Origin of the sequence: Undibacterium sp. Ji83W (genome assembly GCF_049340385.1) — a bacterium.
In the GTDB taxonomy this organism is placed as follows: Bacteria; Pseudomonadota; Gammaproteobacteria; order Burkholderiales; family Burkholderiaceae_D; genus Undibacterium.
Window position 1 is genome coordinate 14,319 of record NZ_JBMPOZ010000030.1, and the last position, 19,114, is coordinate 33,432.

At 50.3% G+C, this 19,114-nt stretch carries 19 protein-coding genes; 12 read left to right on the forward strand and 7 right to left on the reverse strand.

The window, feature by feature from the left end:
- Positions 1-16: 16 nt before the first annotated feature.
- The 5 genes from ACO0LD_RS29310 (at position 17) to ACO0LD_RS29330 (ending at position 4,675) form a co-directional block, all read left to right on the forward strand.
- Positions 17-994, forward strand: a complete 978-nt coding sequence (locus tag ACO0LD_RS29310; RefSeq protein ID WP_110255934.1) for a DNA-directed RNA polymerase subunit alpha — start codon at positions 17-19, stop codon at positions 992-994.
- A 125-nt stretch (positions 995-1,119) separates the two neighbouring features.
- The gene (gene rplQ / locus ACO0LD_RS29315; protein ID WP_110255935.1) at positions 1,120-1,515 is read left to right on the forward strand and encodes a 50S ribosomal protein L17; all 396 of its coding nucleotides are present in this window, start codon (positions 1,120-1,122) and stop codon (positions 1,513-1,515) included.
- Between the two features lie 248 nt (positions 1,516-1,763).
- Positions 1,764-2,093: a divalent-cation tolerance protein CutA gene (gene cutA, locus ACO0LD_RS29320; RefSeq protein ID WP_423012622.1), complete on the forward strand. Its 330-nt coding sequence runs from the start codon at positions 1,764-1,766 to the stop codon at positions 2,091-2,093.
- Complete coding sequence (gene dsbD, locus ACO0LD_RS29325) at positions 2,090-3,934, forward strand: protein-disulfide reductase DsbD (RefSeq protein WP_423012624.1); 1,845 nt, start codon at positions 2,090-2,092, stop codon at positions 3,932-3,934. The genes cutA and dsbD overlap by 4 nt, the downstream gene beginning before the upstream one ends.
- 99 nt (positions 3,935-4,033) lie before the next feature.
- Complete coding sequence (locus ACO0LD_RS29330) at positions 4,034-4,675, forward strand: peroxiredoxin (RefSeq protein WP_423012626.1); 642 nt, start codon at positions 4,034-4,036, stop codon at positions 4,673-4,675.
- A gap of 265 nt (positions 4,676-4,940) precedes the next feature.
- Here the strand turns inward: ACO0LD_RS29330 and sbcB are convergent, their stop codons facing one another.
- From sbcB to yihA, 6 genes are all read right to left on the reverse strand, one after another.
- Positions 4,941-6,377 (reverse strand): exodeoxyribonuclease I, encoded by a 1,437-nt coding sequence (sbcB, locus tag ACO0LD_RS29335; protein ID WP_423012628.1) that lies wholly within the window; start codon positions 6,375-6,377, stop codon positions 4,941-4,943.
- Positions 6,378-6,426: 49 nt separating this feature from the next.
- On the reverse strand, positions 6,427-7,521 hold the full coding sequence (locus tag ACO0LD_RS29340; RefSeq protein ID WP_423012630.1) for a magnesium transporter CorA family protein: 1,095 nt from the start codon (positions 7,519-7,521) through the stop codon (positions 6,427-6,429).
- A complete protein-coding gene (locus ACO0LD_RS29345; protein WP_423012632.1) occupies positions 7,502-8,752 on the reverse strand; it encodes a sterol desaturase family protein in 1,251 nt (416 codons plus the stop codon). Before ACO0LD_RS29345 ends, ACO0LD_RS29340 begins: the two co-directional genes overlap by 20 nt.
- 10 nt (positions 8,753-8,762) lie before the next feature.
- Complete coding sequence (locus ACO0LD_RS29350; protein ID WP_423012681.1) at positions 8,763-9,434, reverse strand: lysoplasmalogenase; 672 nt, start codon at positions 9,432-9,434, stop codon at positions 8,763-8,765.
- 14 nt (positions 9,435-9,448) lie between these two features.
- Positions 9,449-10,486 (reverse strand): porphobilinogen synthase, encoded by a 1,038-nt coding sequence (hemB, locus tag ACO0LD_RS29355; protein WP_423012634.1) that lies wholly within the window; start codon positions 10,484-10,486, stop codon positions 9,449-9,451.
- Between the two features lie 187 nt (positions 10,487-10,673).
- On the reverse strand, positions 10,674-11,468 hold the full coding sequence (gene yihA / locus ACO0LD_RS29360; protein WP_423012636.1) for a ribosome biogenesis GTP-binding protein YihA/YsxC: 795 nt from the start codon (positions 11,466-11,468) through the stop codon (positions 10,674-10,676).
- Positions 11,469-11,686: 218 nt separating this feature from the next.
- On the opposite strand from yihA, the gene ACO0LD_RS29365 reads away from it, so the two are divergent.
- From ACO0LD_RS29365 to ACO0LD_RS29390, 6 genes are all read left to right on the forward strand, one after another.
- A complete protein-coding gene (locus ACO0LD_RS29365) occupies positions 11,687-12,385 on the forward strand; it encodes a c-type cytochrome (RefSeq protein ID WP_423012638.1) in 699 nt (232 codons plus the stop codon).
- Positions 12,386-12,734: 349 nt separating this feature from the next.
- A complete protein-coding gene (locus tag ACO0LD_RS29370) occupies positions 12,735-14,930 on the forward strand; it encodes a cytochrome c biogenesis protein ResB (RefSeq protein WP_423012640.1) in 2,196 nt (731 codons plus the stop codon).
- Between the two features lie 51 nt (positions 14,931-14,981).
- On the forward strand, positions 14,982-16,130 hold the full coding sequence (ccsB, locus tag ACO0LD_RS29375) for a c-type cytochrome biogenesis protein CcsB (RefSeq protein ID WP_423012642.1): 1,149 nt from the start codon (positions 14,982-14,984) through the stop codon (positions 16,128-16,130).
- 109 nt (positions 16,131-16,239) lie between these two features.
- Positions 16,240-17,220, forward strand: a complete 981-nt coding sequence (gene msrP / locus ACO0LD_RS29380; protein WP_423012644.1) for a protein-methionine-sulfoxide reductase catalytic subunit MsrP — start codon at positions 16,240-16,242, stop codon at positions 17,218-17,220.
- A gap of 13 nt (positions 17,221-17,233) precedes the next feature.
- Positions 17,234-17,860 (forward strand): sulfite oxidase heme-binding subunit YedZ, encoded by a 627-nt coding sequence (locus ACO0LD_RS29385; protein WP_423012646.1) that lies wholly within the window; start codon positions 17,234-17,236, stop codon positions 17,858-17,860.
- Positions 17,861-17,988: 128 nt separating this feature from the next.
- Positions 17,989-18,618, forward strand: a complete 630-nt coding sequence (locus ACO0LD_RS29390) for a 1-acyl-sn-glycerol-3-phosphate acyltransferase (RefSeq protein WP_423012648.1) — start codon at positions 17,989-17,991, stop codon at positions 18,616-18,618.
- Here the strand turns inward: ACO0LD_RS29390 and lptM are convergent.
- Complete coding sequence (gene lptM / locus ACO0LD_RS29395; protein WP_423012650.1) at positions 18,609-18,734, reverse strand: LPS translocon maturation chaperone LptM; 126 nt, start codon at positions 18,732-18,734, stop codon at positions 18,609-18,611. The genes ACO0LD_RS29390 and lptM overlap by 10 nt on opposite strands.
- A 62-nt stretch (positions 18,735-18,796) precedes the next feature.
- Here lptM and cyaY point away from each other — a divergent pair, with 62 nt between their 5' ends.
- On the forward strand, positions 18,797-19,108 hold the full coding sequence (gene cyaY, locus ACO0LD_RS29400; RefSeq protein WP_423012652.1) for an iron donor protein CyaY: 312 nt from the start codon (positions 18,797-18,799) through the stop codon (positions 19,106-19,108).
- Positions 19,109-19,114 lie beyond the last annotated feature (6 nt).

Genomic DNA, 19,114 nt, shown 5'->3' on the forward strand with positions numbered 1-19,114 from the left:
ATTGAAAAGGACATTCATGCAAAACAATCTGTTAAAACCACGTATTATCGATGTGGAAATGTTGGGTGCCGGTCACGCTAAAGTCGTGATGGAACCGTTTGAACGTGGCTATGGCCACACACTGGGCAACGCATTGCGTCGCGTACTGTTGTCCACTATGGTTGGTTATGCACCGACTGAAGTTGTGATCGCCGGTGTAGTTCATGAATACTCTTCCCTCGATGGCGTGCAAGAAGACGTCGTCGACATCCTGTTGAACTTGAAAGGCGTAGTCTTCAAGTTGCACAACCGTGATGAAGTCACACTGACATTGAAAAAAGATGGCGAAGGCGCTGTATTGGCTTCTGACATCGATCTGCCGCATGACGTAGAACTGATCAACCCGGATCACGTTATCGCCAATCTGACAGCCGGCGGTAAGCTGGACATGCAGATCAAGGTAGAAAAAGGCCGTGGCTATGTGCCAGGTAACGTTCGTCGCTTGTCTGAAGATGCGAACAAAACCATCGGTCGTATGATACTGGATGCGTCTTTCTCTCCAGTACGCCGTGTTTCTTACGCTGTGGAATCTGCCCGCGTTGAACAACGTACTGATCTGGATAAACTGGTTATCAATATTGAGACCAATGGCGTTATCTCCCCTGAAGAAGCAATTCGTCAATCCGCCCGCGTGCTGGTTGATCAATTGAATGTCTTCGCTGCCCTGGAAGGTACTGAAGCGGCTGCTGAAGCTCCATCCCGCGCACCTGCAGTTGATCCTGTCCTGTTGCGTCCAGTCGATGATCTGGAACTGACAGTACGTTCAGCCAACTGCCTGAAAGCAGAAAACATTTACTACATTGGTGATCTGATCCAACGTAGCGAAAACGAACTGTTGAAGACACCAAATCTGGGTCGCAAGTCCTTGAACGAAATCAAGGAAGTTCTGGCTTCCCGTGGTTTGTCTTTGGGCATGAAACTGGAAAACTGGCCACCAGCTGGCCTGGAAAAATAATTTTGTCCCAACGGGTGGGCTGAGACAGCCTGCCCGTTTTTTAACCGTAGTAAAAATAATTACCGGCCCGCGATAAGTTTGCTTATCGATAGAAGAGCTGGCATTTAAATCTGAAAGGAAATACCATGCGTCATCGTCACGGCTTACGTAAGCTGAATCGTACTTCTTCCCACCGTCTGGCAATGCTGCGCAACATGACAGTATCCCTGTTGCGTCACGAAGCCATCAAAACAACTTTGCCAAAAGCCAAAGAACTGCGCCGCGTTATCGAGCCGATTCTGACTTTGGGTAAAACAGACACACTGGCTAACAAGCGTCTGGCTTTCTCCCGTTTGCGCGATCGCGAAATGGTAGTCAAGCTGTTTGCTGAACTCGGCCCACGTTACGCAAATCGTAACGGCGGCTACCTGCGCATCCTGAAAATGGGTTTCCGCGTCGGCGACAATGCTCCTATGGCATACGTTGAACTGCTGGACCGTCCAGAAGGCGTAGATGCAGCTGATGCACCAGTTGCTGAGTAATTAGCATATTTGGGTGTCATGCCCAGACTGCTTAAAACTTAAAGAAGCCGTTCAGTGTAAACTGAACGGCTTCTTGCTTATGGATGCGTGCTTTTGGATATGTTTAAGGTCTTGCTTATATACACTCTCAAGCAATGCACTGGCAGGGCATTTATTTTTGCTCCAGGCTGTAATGCGCTCGTTTTGTGCCCGACCAAACATCATGCAGGTTTTAAAGCTGGATGGCACAGCCAGCCGAGGGAATAGCGATGGATAATGACAATCTGATCCTGGTATTAACTAATTTGCCAGACCGCGAAATAGCCAAAAAACTGGCCAGCCAGGTCGTCGCTGAAAAATTGGCTGCCTGTGTGAACATTTCTGCTGATATATTGTCCATCTACAACTGGGATGGTGAGCAACAGGCTGATACTGAAGTGCAATTGACGATCAAGACCCGGCAAGCCTGCTACTCGAGGCTGGAAGCACTGATCCTCGCCCAGCATCCCTATGATCTACCCGAAATAATAGCCATCCCCCTGGTGGCCGGACTACCGGCTTATCTGGACTGGGTGAGAAAAGAAACCGAAACGCCATGAACACCTCAACGCCACTGTTTTCTGCACACATGCCAGCCCGGCCACAGAACTTCCGTATATCACAGCTATGGCGTTTGTGTGCCGTGGTGTTTGCCATGCTGTTTGCTTCGCTACTGGCTCCCTTTGCCAGCGCAGAAGACTTCCTCGATCCTGAAGAAGCTTTCAAGGTATCCGCCAGAATGGCAGAGCCAGGTATGGCAGAGGTGACTTTTACCATAGCCGATGGTTATTACCTCTACCGCGAACGTTTCAAATTCAGTTCCGATGATGCCAAACTCGGCGATATCGACATGCCCAAGGGCAAAGTCAAGTTTGATGAAACCTTTCAAAAGGAAGTAGAGACTTACCGTAAATCCCTGGTGGTACGCATACCCGTGCAGGCCGCAGCAGATTTCACACTTAATGTTGGGCGTCAGGGCTGTGCCGATGGCGGGCTATGCTATCCACCACTGGAAACACCGATTAAATTGCAGATTGCTGGCGCATCATCAGCCACCGTAGCAGCGACATCTGCAAACGGTTCAGAAATAGTTACAGGCAAACCCGCAAGTGAATCATCTGATGATGACAGTTCAGGCATCAGCAAGGCACTCAAGGGCGGCAAGCTATGGGTCATTTTGCCCCTGGCCTATTTCCTCGGTCTGACACTGTCATTGACTCCCTGCGTATGGCCTATGGTGCCCATACTTTCTTTCATTATTGTTGGCGAGGGTGTCAGCGTTACCCGTAGCCGGGGCTTCCTTCTTTCCCTGGCATACGTGCTGGGTACCACGGTCTTGTACACGATATTTGGTATCGTTGCGGCCCTCGCTGGCGAAAGTCTGGCTGCCGAATTGCAAAAACCTGCCGTACTGGGAACCTTCTCATTTTTTATCGTGATTTTCGCGTTGTCCATGTTCAACGTCTATCAATTACAAATGCCAGCAGCATTGCAAACGAAGCTGACGGTCTTGTCTGAAGGGCAGACAAAAAATCGCAGGATAGGGAAGCTGTTTGGTGTCTTTATCATGGGGATTATTTCAGCACTCATCATCGGTCCTTGCGTAACAGGGCCGCTGGCAGGCGCTTTGGTGTATATAAGCCAGACCAGGGATATGACCGTAGGCGGGTCAGCCATGTTCATGTTGTCTATAGGAATGGGGACCCCTCTATTGTTACTGGGTTTGTCAGCCGGAAGTTTGTTGCCAAAAGCCGGTGCATGGATGGAAAGCGTTAAACGTTTTATTGGCGTATTGATGCTGGCTCTGGCTATATGGATGGTCAGCCCCGTCATTCCTGTCTGGATACAGATGCTGGCCTGGGCGATTTTATTAATTGGCTTTGGTGTGTATCAGTTTATTTTTCAGCGCAGCGGCATGTTCAATAAAGTGGTTGCGGTGATTTGTTTCCTGGTTGGTGCAATACAGTTGTTGGGCGTTGCAACTGGTGGCCGTGATGTAATTTCTCCTGTTGCCCACTTGTATGGCGGCAGTACGGAACATGTGAAATTTACCCGTGTACGCAGTATTGCTGAACTCGATGCTGCCCTGGCTCAATCCAAAGGCAAGACAGCCATGCTGGATTTCTATGCCGACTGGTGCGTCTCTTGCAAAGAGATGGAAAAACTGACTTTCCCCGAAGCTAAAGTCAAAGCCAAACTCGACAATATGCTCTTGCTGCAAGTCGATGTCACTGCCAATAATGCCGACGATAAAGCCTTGCTGAAACGCTTTGGCTTGTTTGGTCCGCCAGGCATTATCTTCTTTGATGCACAGGGTAAAGAAATCCCCGGGCAGCGCGTCATCGGTTATCAGAATGCAGATAAATTCCTGCAATCCTTGAATCGTGCTGAAGGAAAATAAAGCATATTCTTAGAATGTATAAGCATGCAATAAAACTATCCTTGAGTAAGCGCAGCAGAGGGGCTATATTCAAAGTCTTGTGTCTTTTTGGAGAAAAATATGACTTTGCGTTTAGGTGACATCGCCCCTGATTTTGAGCAAGATTCCTCTATCGGGTCTTTGAAATTTCATGAATGGGCAGGTAATTCCTGGGTAGTTTTGTTTTCCCATCCAGCTGACTTCACGCCAGTCTGCACAACAGAATTGGGCCTGACTGCAAAACTCAAACCAGAGTTTGACAAGCGCAATGTAAAAGCGATTGCTCTGTCAGTTGATGGTGCAGAATCCCATCTGCAATGGATCAAGGATATTGAAGCTACGCAAAATACGGTAGTCGGTTTCCCTATCGTTGCAGATGCTGACAAAAAAGTTGCTGCACTGTATGACATGATCCACCCTAACCAGTCAGAGACTGTGACTGTACGTTCCTTGTTCGTCATCGACCCGAATAAAAAAATCCGCCTCATCATCACTTATCCCCTGACCACAGGCCGCAATTTTGACGAAGTCCTGCGTGTCATCGATGCCCTGCAATTGACAGATGGCTACACCGTCGCCACTCCAGGCAACTGGCGTGATGGTGATGACGTGATCATCCCGCTGTCTATCAAGGATGAAGATGTGATCAAGCAAAAATATCCTAAGGGCTATACTGCTGCGCGCCCGTATCTGCGAGTTACGCCACAGCCAAATAAACCATGACTTGCGCAAAACCGCCCCAGCTGCGTTGCAGCTCCGGCACTTAGTAAATTCGGTACTAAAGTACTGTCTTCGTCGCTGACGGTACAGTCGGGGTTTTGGACAACATGTTGTCCACCGACGCAACGAACATCTCTTGCAAGAGATGTTTCCTGAAAGCGATAGCCTTGCTGGGACAATTTTGCGCAACTCATGTAGTGCATCAGTATAAAAAAACAAAAGCCACGATTGATTCGTGGCTTTTGTTTTTCTGCGTGAAAAATAGAAACTATCGTGACGGTACGATCATTTCAGCATAGTCATACAAAGCACCCAGAATCTCTTCTGCCGCTTCATCTGCTGTTTCTGACAAAGTATCTATTTCATTGAAATACATATCCACAGTCCTGGCATTGCCTGCACCATCGAGCAAACGTGCAGCGCGGTGCTCTTCCCAAGTTTCCTGCTCTTCCATGCTCAGGCTGTCATGGAAATTGCGGGCGCGGTAGCGGAACAGTAATTCAGCCAGACGCGGGTCCTGGAAACTGGTGCTGGCCTTGGCGAGTTGCACGCCATTCATACGGCGTAGATCATTCAACAGGCGACGGTCACCGGCACCGACAAAGCCACCGTACAAGTCTTCATCCACATCGCTTGCCGCAGCTTCAGGGCGGGCATACACTTGTTCCCATATCGCTTTGGCAGAGGCGGGCAGAGCGACTGCTTTGATAATGTGCTCCTGCGCTATATGCATATCTATCTTCCAGCGCTCAGCCATGGGCGCTGACAAAGTTTTCAGATTGCCGATGACGATAGGTGATTTATTGATGTGTATGCTTTTCACAGGCAGGCGTTGTACGCCTTCAGGCAGGGCATCGCTTTTACTGAACATGCGTAGCTGTATCGTCTCTGCATCCAGTCCAGCCAACTCCGACGGGTCATGAGACAGGTCCCAGGCGATGACTTCATTTTTGTTCTTGGGATGCATGGCCAGCGGCCACATGACTGCCAGGCAGCCACGCTCAACCGGGAACATGCCAGATACATGTAAAAAAGCTTTGTTCAGATCGGGCATATCGATTTCCGCCGCGACCTTGTCTTTCTTGTGCAGGGCAAAACAAAAGTCGAACAGTTTGGGCTGGCGCTCGCGTATCAGGCGGGCCAGGGCGATGGTGGCACGCACGTCTGACAGCGCATCATGTGCTGCTTCATGCGCAATGCCATTGGCTTTGGTCAGGTGTTCAAGGCGAAAACTGGGCTTGCCTTCATCATTGAGTGGCCAGTTGATACCATCAGGGCGCAACGCATAACAGGTGCGCACCATGTCCATGATGTCCCAGCGGCCACAATTGTTTTGCCATTCGCGTGCATACGGGTCAATAAGGTTGCGCCAGAACATGAAACGGGTAATTTCATCATCGAAGCGGATGGTGTTATAGCCCACGCCTATGGTGCCGGTTTTGCCCAGTTCCTGCTCTATCTTTGCCGCAAATTCATGTTCAGGTATGCCGCGCTCCAGGCAGGTTTGCGGCGTAATATGGGTGATCAGGCAAGACTGTGGATCAGGCAAGAAATCATTGGCGGGCTGGCAGTACAGCATGACTGGCTTGCCGATTTCATTGAGATCAGCATCCGTGCGTATGGCGGCAAATTGCGCTGGCCTGTCGCGGCGGGCAACTGCGCCAAAGGTTTCATAGTCATGCCAGAGAAAAGTGTGTTCTTGCATTGGTATCTAAATTTTATTGTATGTTCTGAACTAGGGAAATTTTCGCGATTTACTCTATCCTGCGGCTGGCCTGGTCTTGCAAATAGCGCTGGCTGCGGAAATAAATCAGCAAGAGCACGACGATGACACCCATCGCACCCATGGTGTACCAAAAGCCGGATGCATGCTTGAGCAGTGGCATGACTTCAAAGTTCATACCAAAGATGCCTGTGATCAGTGTCAGTGGCATGAACAGGGCGGTGATCACAGTCAGGGTGCGCATGATTTCGCTGGTTCTGTGTGCCATTGCTGCAAAGTGGATTTGCACTGCAGATTCCAGCGATGCTTCAAGACGACGCGCATGGTTCAGCACGCGGCTGATATGTTCCATCACATCATTGGTGCGCACCAAAAGCAAATCTTTGGCGCGGCTATTGCCATCATGGGTATCGACGATATGGTCGCGCAATTCCTGCATGGCATCGCGCTGTTCTTCACACAGATTATCCAGCTTGCGCAATTCCACACGTGAATCCAGCAAGGCCAGCCAGTTATTGAAAGGGCGGCGTGGGTCGAGCAAGGCATGTTGCCAACGGTCGAGTTGCTGGGTTAGCGGCTGGCGCAATTCCAGGTATTGATCAACCATGGAATTGAGCAGGCGCAGCATCAGCTCTTCTGGTGAGACTGGCAGGCGGCTGCCGTGGGTATTATTTTCTGCCCGTGATTTATAATCGAGCAGGCGCTGGCGTGCCAGTTCTACCGTGCGGCTCTGTGCCGGGCGTACTGTAATCAGGACATTTTGCATGAGCAAAAACGAGACAGGTGTGGTCGCCAGTTTATTCAATGCTGCAGGTATCTTGCGCTTCACGCCGTTCTTGTTGTCGCCATTTGCTTCCGTCAGTGTCAGCTTGCGAAATACCACCAATTCATACTCTTCGGTTGCATCAAAATAAGAAGGGTGCGAGAGATTGCTGACATCCTTGAGATGCAATTCATAAATCTGTGTGCCCGTAATCGCTTCGACACGATTACGCCAGGCGATCGGGTCTGCAGCGACTTCATCATGGCTGGCATCCAGCCATAAAAAACCACCTGTATTGACCAAAGCTTCTGGTTGCTCAGGATTTTGCAGTGTCTGCGTATCGTTAATGTGGAAGATGTCCATGCGTCTTTTGTCGTGAAAAAATAAGCCAGAGTCCAACTAGTGAAATGAGGCAAGTGGCAGTCAGTAATGCCTGTACTGGTGTGCTTAACTCAAAGGAATAAAACCAGCTGGCGGTAAATAAATTCATCAATAAGATGCACAGTATACGCACAGTCTCAGGCAACAGATAAATACGGCCCCTTTCCATCAAGCCGCCTATGCACCACAGACCCATCACCAGCCAAGCGACGTAGATGCTGGCATTCAGGGCGCTGATGGTTTTATATACGATCAGGAAATGCGTCGCCGCTTGCAACAGCAAGATGAATTGCACTATGCAATACCAGGTCGTAGCCTTGCTCATGGCCGGATCATAAATGGGCCTGTGCAAATCGAATGCTGCAGACGCAGATTGCGCCATCACATCGGCAGGACGCCAACCTGGTGGGCGCAACCAGATCTGCAATTTATCCAGCCAGTTTTTTGTTTGCCAGGAATCGCGCCAGACTTGCTCATACACTTCCAGATTGGCCCATAAAGGGTTCCAGCTACGCAGTGGCTTGCGCGTGCCGTAGACGATGGCTACGTGATCGCGCTCTTCTATGAAAGTGCCAAACAATCTGTCCCAAATGACGAGGATGCCACCAAAATTCTTGTCCAGATACATATCATTGACAGCATGATGAACTCGGTGATTTGATGGCGACACAAACACACGGTCAAACCAGCCCAGTTTGCCTATCTGCTCGGTATGCACCCAGAACTGGTAAAGCAAATCGATGAGGGCAACTGCAATAAATACATCCAGTGGAAAACCTATCAACGCCATCGGCAAATAAAATATCCAGCCAAACAAAGGCCCGGTACTGGTTTGCCGCAATGCCGTACTCAGATTGTATTGCTCACTCTGATGATGCACCACATGGGCAGCCCATAGCAAATTGGTCTGGTGCCCCATCCTGTGCAGCCAGTAGTATAAAAAATCGTAGAGCAGCAATGCGGCTATCCATACCCAGGCACTATTCGATGGCAGGCTGAACAGCGAAAGATGCTTGAGAACCAGCGCATACATGCCTATCGAAAACAGCTTGGAAAACGCCCCTATGATCTGGCTCATGACACCCAGACTCAGGCTATTGAGTGAGTCATTCATGCGGTACAAATGACGCTGGCGCTTGCGCGCCACGATAAACTCAAGGGCGATCAGGATGAAAAAAACCGGGCTGGCAAAGGTAATGATTTTTTCATGCATGATCCTGGCCTTATTCAGTGTGGGATGACGTGACCGAAGCTGCAATCAGCCACAGCGCCAGATAATAGCTGCTGAGGATGAGTAAAGGAGAATGTGCAATTGGTGCATAGAAGCGGTTATAGGCGAGCAATGTGTCTGACAACATGAAGCACAGGCCACCAATTAATGCGAGGTGGCCAGACATGCTGCGCAATTGCAGGCCACGGCTGATGGCTTGCGCCGTCATGCAAAGCAGCAGGCTGACGTAGGCAATAACAGGGATTTGTAAAGCTGTCGGCAAACCCGGCCACAATATCAACAGGTTGATAATGCCCAGTGCGGCGATGCAGACGAAGGCCAGTGGTTTTCCGGCAAAGCGACTGTCACTGATCAGTGCACGCAGGAAGCAAATGTGAGCCAGTAAAAAACTCAGCAGGCCGCACAAAAAACCATGATGAAATACTGTGCCAGGTAACATCAAAAAGATGTCACCAATCAGGGAGAAGATGATGCCTGCCAGTATGGCTTTTTGATAGGTGGCACTGATGACAGGCTTGCTGCGCCAGGCAAAAAAGAAGATGGCGAGCGTTGTTAGCGGTTTGAAAATATAGTGAAGATATTGCGCACTGTCTATCTCTTTTCCCCATTCTGCACCAGCAATTGCCAGCGCAGCAAAAATGAAGATGAGGGCAGCGCGCAACATCGCAGACACGGCGATCAGCCAGTATGTTTCAGCAAACGCGCAACATCGCGGGCGAAATAAGTCAGGACGCCATCGGCACCGGCACGCTTGAAGGCCAGCATGGATTCCATCATGGTCTTGTTGTGATCAAGCCAGCCATTTTGTGCTGCTGCCTTGATCATCGCATATTCACCACTGACCTGATAGGCAAAGGTCGGCACCTTGAATTCATCCTTGACCCTGCGCACGATATCCAGGTAAGGCATGCCTGGTTTGACCATGACCATGTCGGCACCTTCGGCCAGGTCCAGCGCAACTTCACGCAAGGCTTCATCGCTGTTGGCCGGGTCCATCTGGTAACTGGCTTTATCACTCTTGCCCAGGTTGGCGGCAGAACCCACGGCTTCGCGGAAAGGACCGTAAAATGCCGAGGCATATTTGGCCGAGTAAGCCATGATGCGGGTGTGGATGAAATTATTCGCTTCCAGTGCATGACGGATCGCACCTATGCGGCCATCCATCATATCGCTGGGAGCGACGATATCGACACCGGCTTCCGCCTGCACCAATGCCTGGCGTACCAGCATGGCAGTGGTTTCGTCATTCAGGACATAACCGTCCGCATTCAGCAAACCGTCCTGACCATGGCTGGTATAGGGATCGAGTGCCACGTCAGTCAGTATACCCAGTTCAGGGAAGCGGCTTTTCAGTTCACGTACTGCGCGCGGGATCAAACCTTTGGGATTGGTCGCTTCTATACCATCTGGGGTTTTCAAATGCGGGTTGATGGCGGGGAATAGCGCCAGCACCGGTATGCCCAAGGCGACGCAATCTTCGGCCACTCCCAGGAGCAAATCTATCGTTACTCTTTCTACGCCAGGCATGGATGAAACTTTTTCACTTTGGTTAACGCCGTCGATGACAAAAACGGGGTAAATCAAGTCAGCAGCAGTGACCATGTTTTCACGCATCAATGCGCGCGAAAACGCATCTTTACGCATGCGGCGCATACGTATTGCAGGGAAATGTGCTGATGGATGAGATGGCTTGGTGGATGGCTTAGTGGATGACATGGTCAGATGAAAATCAATGAAAAGAATTTTATGCAGGTTAATGAAACTTTTTTTAAGTTGCAACATCTTAATGCATAGGTTGGATCTACTCCACGCCTACCGCTTCTCCTCCCTGAGCGGGCACCGTGCGTCCCTATTCGTAACGGTGTTATTACCCCGGCAAGAAGACTATTTTGCCGGGGTTTTTTTATTCTACGTCAGCCGGCTTGTTTGCCTGGGCTTCTGCAGGTGCGTCCGCTGTATCTGCGTTGGCGTTTGTATTTACATCGGCCTCTGCATCGGTTTCACCAGCATTATCGCCAGTATCAACGATAGGGTCTCTATCCAGACCAACCAGATGCTGTACTGCTGCATCGGCTTCTTCTATGCCTATGCGCTTCAGTGCAGAAAACAATTGCAGGCTGAAGGGGAAGAGAGGGCCTTCATCATCAACGTAACTGTCGAGCACTGCCTTGGCTTTACGTAAGGCATCAGTACATTCGCTGCGATTAAGTTTATCGGCCTTGGTTAAAATGCAATGGATAGGGCGGCCAGTTGGTGCAAACCATTCCAGCATCTGTATATCCAGATCAGTAAATGGACGGCGGGCATCCATGATCAGGACCAGGGCTGCCAGTTGCGTGCGTCTTTGTACATAGGCGCCGAGTAACTGGTTCCAGTGTTGTTTGGCCGCACCCGGCACTTCAGCATAGCCATAACCTGGCAAATCGACTAACAGGGCGCGAATTTCATCGACCCTGGTTTCATCTTTGCGATGCTGGCCTACATGGGCGCCACCAATGGAAAAATAATTAATATGTTGTGTGCGGCCCGGTGTTTTTGAGGCAAAACAGAGTTTTTTCTGATTGCACAGGGTATTGATTGCGGTCGATTTGCCAGCGTTGGAACGGCCAGCGAAAGCAATTTCGGGCACGTGGGTGCGCGGGAGATCGCGCAGATGATTCACCGTAGTGAAGAAGCGGGCTTGCCAGAGGATAGACATAGAGGAAAGGAATAATGGAAAAATGCAACATAAGGCAGTAAAAACGCCCGAAAGCTATTGTACAATAAGGGGTTAGGTCTTGGGCAGCGATTAAAACCATGCCCACAGACCAGTATTGAACGTATTTTGTTGCCAAAAAGTGCCTTTTTACGTCTCAATTCGCTGCAAATGTGTCGCCAATAGGGCAGATTTCCATTATTTAGTCTCAGGGTGTTTGAATGAACCGTGCTTTTTTATCGTTTACTAAGTCCATCAGCGTCGCAGTCCTGGCGGTGTCTTCTTTTGCCTCTTCTGTCTACGCTAATGAAGTAGCCAAACCAGCCAAAGCTGATGCAAGCAAAGGCGAAGCACTGTATACCAACGGCGATGCAGCACGTGGCATCACTGCCTGTGTATCCTGCCATGGCGCTGCCGGTAATTCCACCATTGCTGCCAATCCTAAATTGTCTGCGCAGCATGAGGTTTATCTGGTCAAGCAATTGACAGACTTTACTGGTGATACACGTAAAAATGCCATCATGACTACTTTTGCCAAGGCCATGACTGCAGATGACATGAAAAACGTTGCAGCTTACCTGTCTACGCAAAAATCCAAACCAGGTACTGCAAAAAACAAAGACATCGTTGAACTGGGCAAGCAAATCTATCGCGGTGGTATCGCTGAGAAAAATGTTCCAGCCTGCGCAGGCTGTCATAGCCCGAATGGCGCTGGTATCCCTGCACAATTCCCACGTATCGCTGGGCAGCATCAGGATTACACTATTGCCCAGCTGACTGGTTTCCAGAACGGTTCCCGCAAGGATGGCGCAAAAATCACTGGTGCCCGTCAAAACAGCGCACAGATGATGACTATCGCCAAGAAAATGTCTGAAGATGAAATTAAAGCTGTTGCAGACTATGTCGCAGGCTTGAAATAACAGTACTCACGCAAACCCGCCCCAGCTACGTTGCAGCTCCTAGCCGTACTAAAGTACTGTCTTCGTCGCTGCGCCTTGCTGGGACAAGTTTGCGTAAGTCCTGATTAAGAATAAGTAGTTGAGGAGGGGGTGGCGATAGCCATCCCCTTTTTTCATGATGGACGCAGCTATGAAACTGCCTGATGGTGTTTCAGCCAATTTTTGATGAAGCGTGTACTATTCGTTGCGCCCGGATGTTGATATAAAACACTTCCTGACAAGGATGTTTCCTCTAACATCTGCCACATTCATTTTGCGCAAGCTTCATCAGTCATCTCAAAAGTAATATCACTAGTAATAAGCAGAGAGTATGGAAAACAAGACAGAAGGCGATCAGCCTGCAGATACTGGCGGCATACAGCTAAAAACCCGGCGCGCCTGGCTGGCGGATGCGGTGGAATTGCTGTCTTCCATGCGTTTTGCCATCAGCTTGCTGGCGTTCATTGCGATTGCAGCGATCATTGGTACGGTGCTCAAGCAAAACGAGCCTATGCCAAATTATGTCAACCAGTTTGGCCCTTTCTGGTTTGAGATTTTTGACAAGTTTGGCTTGTATGCCGTGTATTCTGCCTGGTGGTTCCTGCTTATTCTGGGTACGCTGGTAACCTCGACTTCTTTGTGTGTGATACGCAATGCCCCCAAGATGCTGAAGGACATGCGCAGCTGGCGCGATACCGTGCGCGAGCAATCCCTGCGTAATTTCCATCATCGTTCCGAATGGCATAGTAATAATGCCAGAGCGAAAGTGACTGGACAAATCCTGGCTCACCTTGCACGTGTCGGTTATCGCTTCAAGCTCGTTGAAAAAGACGGTGCGACCCTGATTGCGGCCAAACAAGGCGCAGCAAACAAATGGGGTTATATTTTTGCCCATAGTGCGATTGTCATCATTTTAGTCGGCGGCATGCTGGATTCCGATCTTTCCATCCGCTTTCAACAGTGGTTCATGGGTAAGGTGCCTTTTGATGGCAGCGGTATTATTGCCAAAATCCCTGCCCAGCATCGCTTGTCACCTCATACCCCTACCTTCCGTGGCAACACCATGATCCCTGAGGGGGCCAGCAGCAGCACCGCCATTTTGCCGCAAGCAACGGGTGTGTTGATACAAGACTTGCCTTTCACCATCAAGCTGAAAAAATTCACCATCGACTTTTACTCCACCGGCATGCCCAAGCTGTTTGCCAGTGATGTGGAAGTCACCGACCATGAAACCGGCAAGTCCTTTGCTTCTACCATCAAGGTCAATGAACCTTTGATTTACAAAGGCATTGCTGTCTATCAATCAAGTTTTGAAGATGGTGGCAGCCGCTTGCAGGTCAAGGCTTATCCTATGCTGGGGCCGGATGTCAGCACCCTGACCATGACAGGTGAAGTGGGTGGCAGCACGGCTTTGAAGCCAGGTACCGGCAATGACTTTACGATAGAGTGGTCAGGTTTCCGGCCCTTCAACGTAGAGAATATGGCCCGCAATGGCAGTGATGTCAGGGCGGTGAATCCCAACCAGAGCCTGAATGAAAAATTCACCGCTGACCTGGACAAACACCTGGGGTCAGCCGCCAAGAATGCCAATAACAAAGATTTGAAAAACGTCGGCCCCAGCCTGCAATATAAATTGCGCGATAAAACTGGCCAGGCCAGGGAATTTCATAACTACATGCAGCCTGTGCAGATCAATGGTGACTACATGATATTGGCAGGCACACGCGACTCCCCCAGTGAAGCCTTTCGCTATCTGCGCATACCGGCAGATGATGAAGACAGCATCAAGGACTGGATGCGTATGCGCGCGGCAGTGCAAAATCCTGAAATGCGTGCCCTGGCAGTAACACGCTTTGCGGAGCATGCGGTCAAGAGAAATCAAAGCAGCGGTGCGCAAAAAACTGATCTGTGGGCAACTTCTGCCAAAATCAGCCTGGATGCTTTTGCCGGTGACGAGAAATTATCCGGCCTGCCAGCGATTTCCAAATTACTGGAAAAAGTGCCGCAGGCAGAACAAGAGAAAGTTGCCGAAGGCTTTATCAAGGTCTTGAACGGCAGTATGTGGGAACTGTGGATGGTGGCACGCGAGAAAGAAGGCTTGCCCGTCTATGAACTGGATGAAAAACATGCGCGTTTCCTGCAACTGGCGATAGGAGCATTGTCTGATGCTTCTTTCTACGGTGCACCTGTGTATTTGCAGCTCACCGGCTTTGACGAAGTCAAGGCATCGGTATTGCAGGTGACACGTTCACCCGGCAAGAATGTGGTGTATCTGGGTTGTTTGTTCCTGGTGCTGGGCGTGTTTTCCATGTTCTATATCCGTGAGCGCCGTCTCTGGGTCTGGATCAAAGATGATGGTGCAGGTACACATGCACTGATGGCCTTGAGTTCACAGCGCAAGACGTTGGACTTTGAAAAAGAGTTTGAGCAATTGAAAATGCATTTGCGGCAACTGAGTACGCAGCCTGGGCTGGAAATACAAGCTGCACAGGCAGCACCGGCAGATACGCCACGAAATGCAGCGTAATCGACTACACTATGAAGCATGGGGCCTGATGGCCCAAGCATCTGGGGATATATGATGGAAGTGACACAGAATTACACACCCTATCAGGGATTTTTTAAACGACTGAGTATCGCTGACTGGGTATATGCCGTGGCCTTGTGCATGGCATCCTTGTTTGCTTTCAGCCGTTTTGGTGCGTATATGGATGGCTATGAAAAAGCCATCGTCTTGCTGGCCGCACCGACATTTGCATGGCTGGGCTGGCACTGGAAGCCGGTACGCCCCTTGCTGGTGATACTGGCTGTACTGAGCCTGTTCGCGATACAGTTATATGGCGGTTCGCTGGATATGGCGAACAAGAAATTCTTCCTGAAATACCTGTTGTCCAGCCAGTCGGCGATCTTGTGGATGAGTACCTTGTTTTTCCTGTCCACCCTGTTTTACTGGGGCGGCCTGATTGCCCGTTCTGATTTTGGTGCATCCGTCGGTTCAGTCTTGTGCTGGTCTGCCGTGGTCATGGGCTTCACGGGCATGCTGGTACGCTGGTATGAGTCTTATCTGATCGGTGCGGATGTTGGTCATATCCCGGTATCAAATTTATATGAAGTGTTCATCCTGTTTTCGATGATTACGGCGATGTTCTATTTGTATTATGAACAGCAATACCGTACTCGCCAGTTGGGGCCTTTTGTCATGCTGGTCATCTCAGCCGCTGTCGGCTTCCTGCTGTGGTACACCGTCAGCCGTGATGCTGCAGAAATCCAGCCTCTGGTGCCTGCCCTGCAAAGCTGGTGGATGAAGATCCATGTACCGGCCAATTTTATCGGCTATGGTACTTTTGCCCTGGCAGCCATGGTGTCTGTAGCCTATTTGCTCAAATCCAAAGGCTATCTGAAGGACAGGCTGCCTGCGCTGGAAGTGCTGGACGACATCATGTACAAGGCAATTGCGGTCGGCTTTGCCTTCTTCACTATCGCCACCATTCTTGGTGCCCTGTGGGCAGCTGAAGCCTGGGGCGGCTACTGGTCATGGGATCCGAAAGAAACCTGGGCGCTGATCGTCTGGCTTAATTATGCAGCCTGGCTGCATATGCGCCTCATGAAGGGCTTGCGTGGTCAGGTTGCTGCCTGGTGGGCGCTGGTGGGTTTGTTAGTGACCACTTTTGCTTTTCTGGGCGTGAACATGTTCCTGTCCGGCCTGCATTCATACGGCACTCTATAATTATTGAGGTAATTTGTAAGGATTAGCAGGAAACGGCGACTCATGAGAAACTAGGGCGCAATGGCAATGTCAAATTGCTGTTACGCCAGTCTCAACAACGGAGCCCACCATGCTGATCAAACGTAGTCCCAATGGCATAGACCTGCCTTTCTCTTCTGAAGTCACACCACGCGCCGTGTTTGAGGCGCGTCGTGAATTCATCCGCAAGATGGCGCTGGGTTCCATCGCTGGCACAGCCCTGTTTGAAATGGCTAACCGCGCCGCTTTTGCCCAGAACCTTGGCGCACAAAAACTGGCTGCCAATCTGAATTCTACCTATGCCCTGGTGGAAAAGAAGACCGCCTACAAAGATGCAACCACTTACAATAATTTCTATGAGTTCGGCACCGACAAGGCTGATCCGGCAGTGACTGCTCACACGCTCAAGCCACGTCCCTGGACTGTCAGCATAGAAGGCGAAGTCAAAAAGCCAATGACGCTGGATCTGGACAGCCTGATGAAACTGGCCCCGCTGGAAGAGCGTATCTACCGCTTGCGTTGTGTTGAAGGCTGGTCCATGGTGATTCCGTGGACAGGTTACTCACTTTCCAACCTGATTAAAAAAGTCGAACCGACGGGCAATGCCAAGTACATTGAATTTGTCACGCTCGAAGATAAAAAGCAAATGCCGGGCTTGCGCAGCCCTGTGCTGGAATGGCCGTATGTAGAAGGCCTGCGCATGGATGAAGCGAATCATCCACTGGCCTTGTTGACCTTTGGCATGTACGGCGAAGTCTTGCCCAACCAGAATGGTGCACCGGTACGCATGGTCTTGCCATGGAAATACGGTTTCAAGTCAGCCAAATCCATCGTCAAGATCCGCTTCGTCAAAGAACAACCACGTACGGCATGGAATATTGCTGCAGCCAGCGAATATGGTTTTTATTCGAATGTGAACCCGGATGTCGATCACCCGCGCTGGTCACAGGCGACTGAGCGCCGCATCGGTGAAGATGGCTTGTTTGCCCGCAAGCGCAAAACCCTGATGTTCAATGGCTACAGCGAAGTGGCACCGCTGTATGCCGGCATGGACTTGAAAAAGTTTTTCTAGGATTACCGCCGCTATGTTGCTTACCAATAAGCAGGTTTCCCAGTTCAAGATAGTCTTGTTCATCCTGGCACTGTTGCCGTTTATCCGGCTGGTCAGTTTTGTATTTCTGGATAAACTGGGGGCCAATCCAGTTGAATTCATCACCCGCAATACCGGTGACTGGACCCTGTATTTCCTGTGCATGACCTTGGCGGTGACACCGTTGCGCAAGCTGTTGCATATGCCCTGGCTTATCCGCTGCCGCCGCATGCTGGGCGTGTACGCCTTCTTTTATGCCTTCCTGCATTTCATGACTTTCCTCTGGTTTGACCATTTCTTTGATGTGGCAGAAATGTGGAAGGATGTCATCAAACGCCCCTTTATCACCATTGGCTTTATCGCCTTTGTCTTGCTGATCCCTCTGGCTGCGACCAGTACCAATGGCATGATCAAAAGGCTAGGCGGCAAACGCTGGCAGTGGTTGCATAAATTGATCTACCTGATCGCGCCGCTGGGTGTGCTGCATTATTTCTGGATGAAAGCAGGCAAGCATGATTTTTCCCAGCCTGTGCTGTTTGGACTCATCGTTGCTGGCTTGCTCATGATACGTCTTTGGTGGCGCTGGTTTGGGCGTGACCCTGTCGTTGTCACCAGAGCTTGAGCCTCGCCTGCAATTGCCCACTTTTCATGTTGCGGGCGCACATTGATCTTGTTTTACAGCGCATATTTCTTCACGGCATAATCGCGTTTTTGAAGAATGCAGGCACAGACCTGCCCATTGCGTAAAACATGGAAGACTATTTACTCGAAAAGAAGACGGTTGCGACACTTACCCAGCGTCTCGCGATCAACATCCTGGGTTTGTATGGCTGGCGCGTGCGTTACCGTCCTTTGCCCGGGCCACGTGGTGTCATCATTGTCTATCCGCATACTTCCAACTGGGATTTCGTGGTTGGCGTGCTGGCCAAGCTGGCGATAGGCATGCCTTTTCACTTTATTGCCAAATCCTCCCTGTTTGAAGGCGCAACGGGGGCGACTATTGGTCGTTTAGTGCGTTATCTCGGTGGAGAACCGGTGGAGCGAGGCACATCAACCGGGGCAATTGCCCGTCTGGCAGAGAAAATCAATCAGTCTGACTGGTACTGGATGGCGATTACGCCTGAAGGTACGCGCAGCCACAAGCCCTATTGGCGCAGCGGTTTTTATCATATAGCAACGACGGCAAAAGTGCCGCTGGGTTGTGCCTCGTTTGACTTCGTCAAACGCGAAGTGGCTCTGGTCGATTACCTGGAACTGACAGGCGAACGCGAGCAGGACATGGCCAATATCGCGGCGATTTTTCAGGGAGTGCAAGGCTGCGTTCCAGCGCGGGCTGGCCCGATCGCACTACGTGCCGATGAGGGAAGTTCTCAGGGTTGAGATGGTGCACTGGCAGGTGTTGCAGGAGCAGGCTTGGCTGGCATGACCAGCGGGCCCTTCTGGCCGCAGGCAGTCAATAAAGACATGATGAAAAATAGGCTAATCAGTTTGCGCATCTTGTATTCCCTGAACACCGTATAGAATGGCGTTTTTACATATAAAGACGCTGGAGTGTAGCATGACTGAATCTGAATTTCTGGTACTGGCAGATGCCTGCTTGCAGCAAGTCGAGCAATTATTTGAACTAGCCTTTGAAAACGATGAATACGATGTCGAATGCAGTCGCAGCGGCAATGTATTGACGGTGGAATTTATCGACACCAACTCAAAAATCATCGTCAACAGCCAGGCGCCGATGCAAGAGATGTGGGTGGCCGCACGCAGTGGTGGCTTCCATTACAAATATGACGGCCAGCACTGGCTCAATACCCGTGATGGCTCAGAATTGTTTGCAACCTTGTCCCGTGTGGCACAAGAACAAGGTCGCTAAGCACAG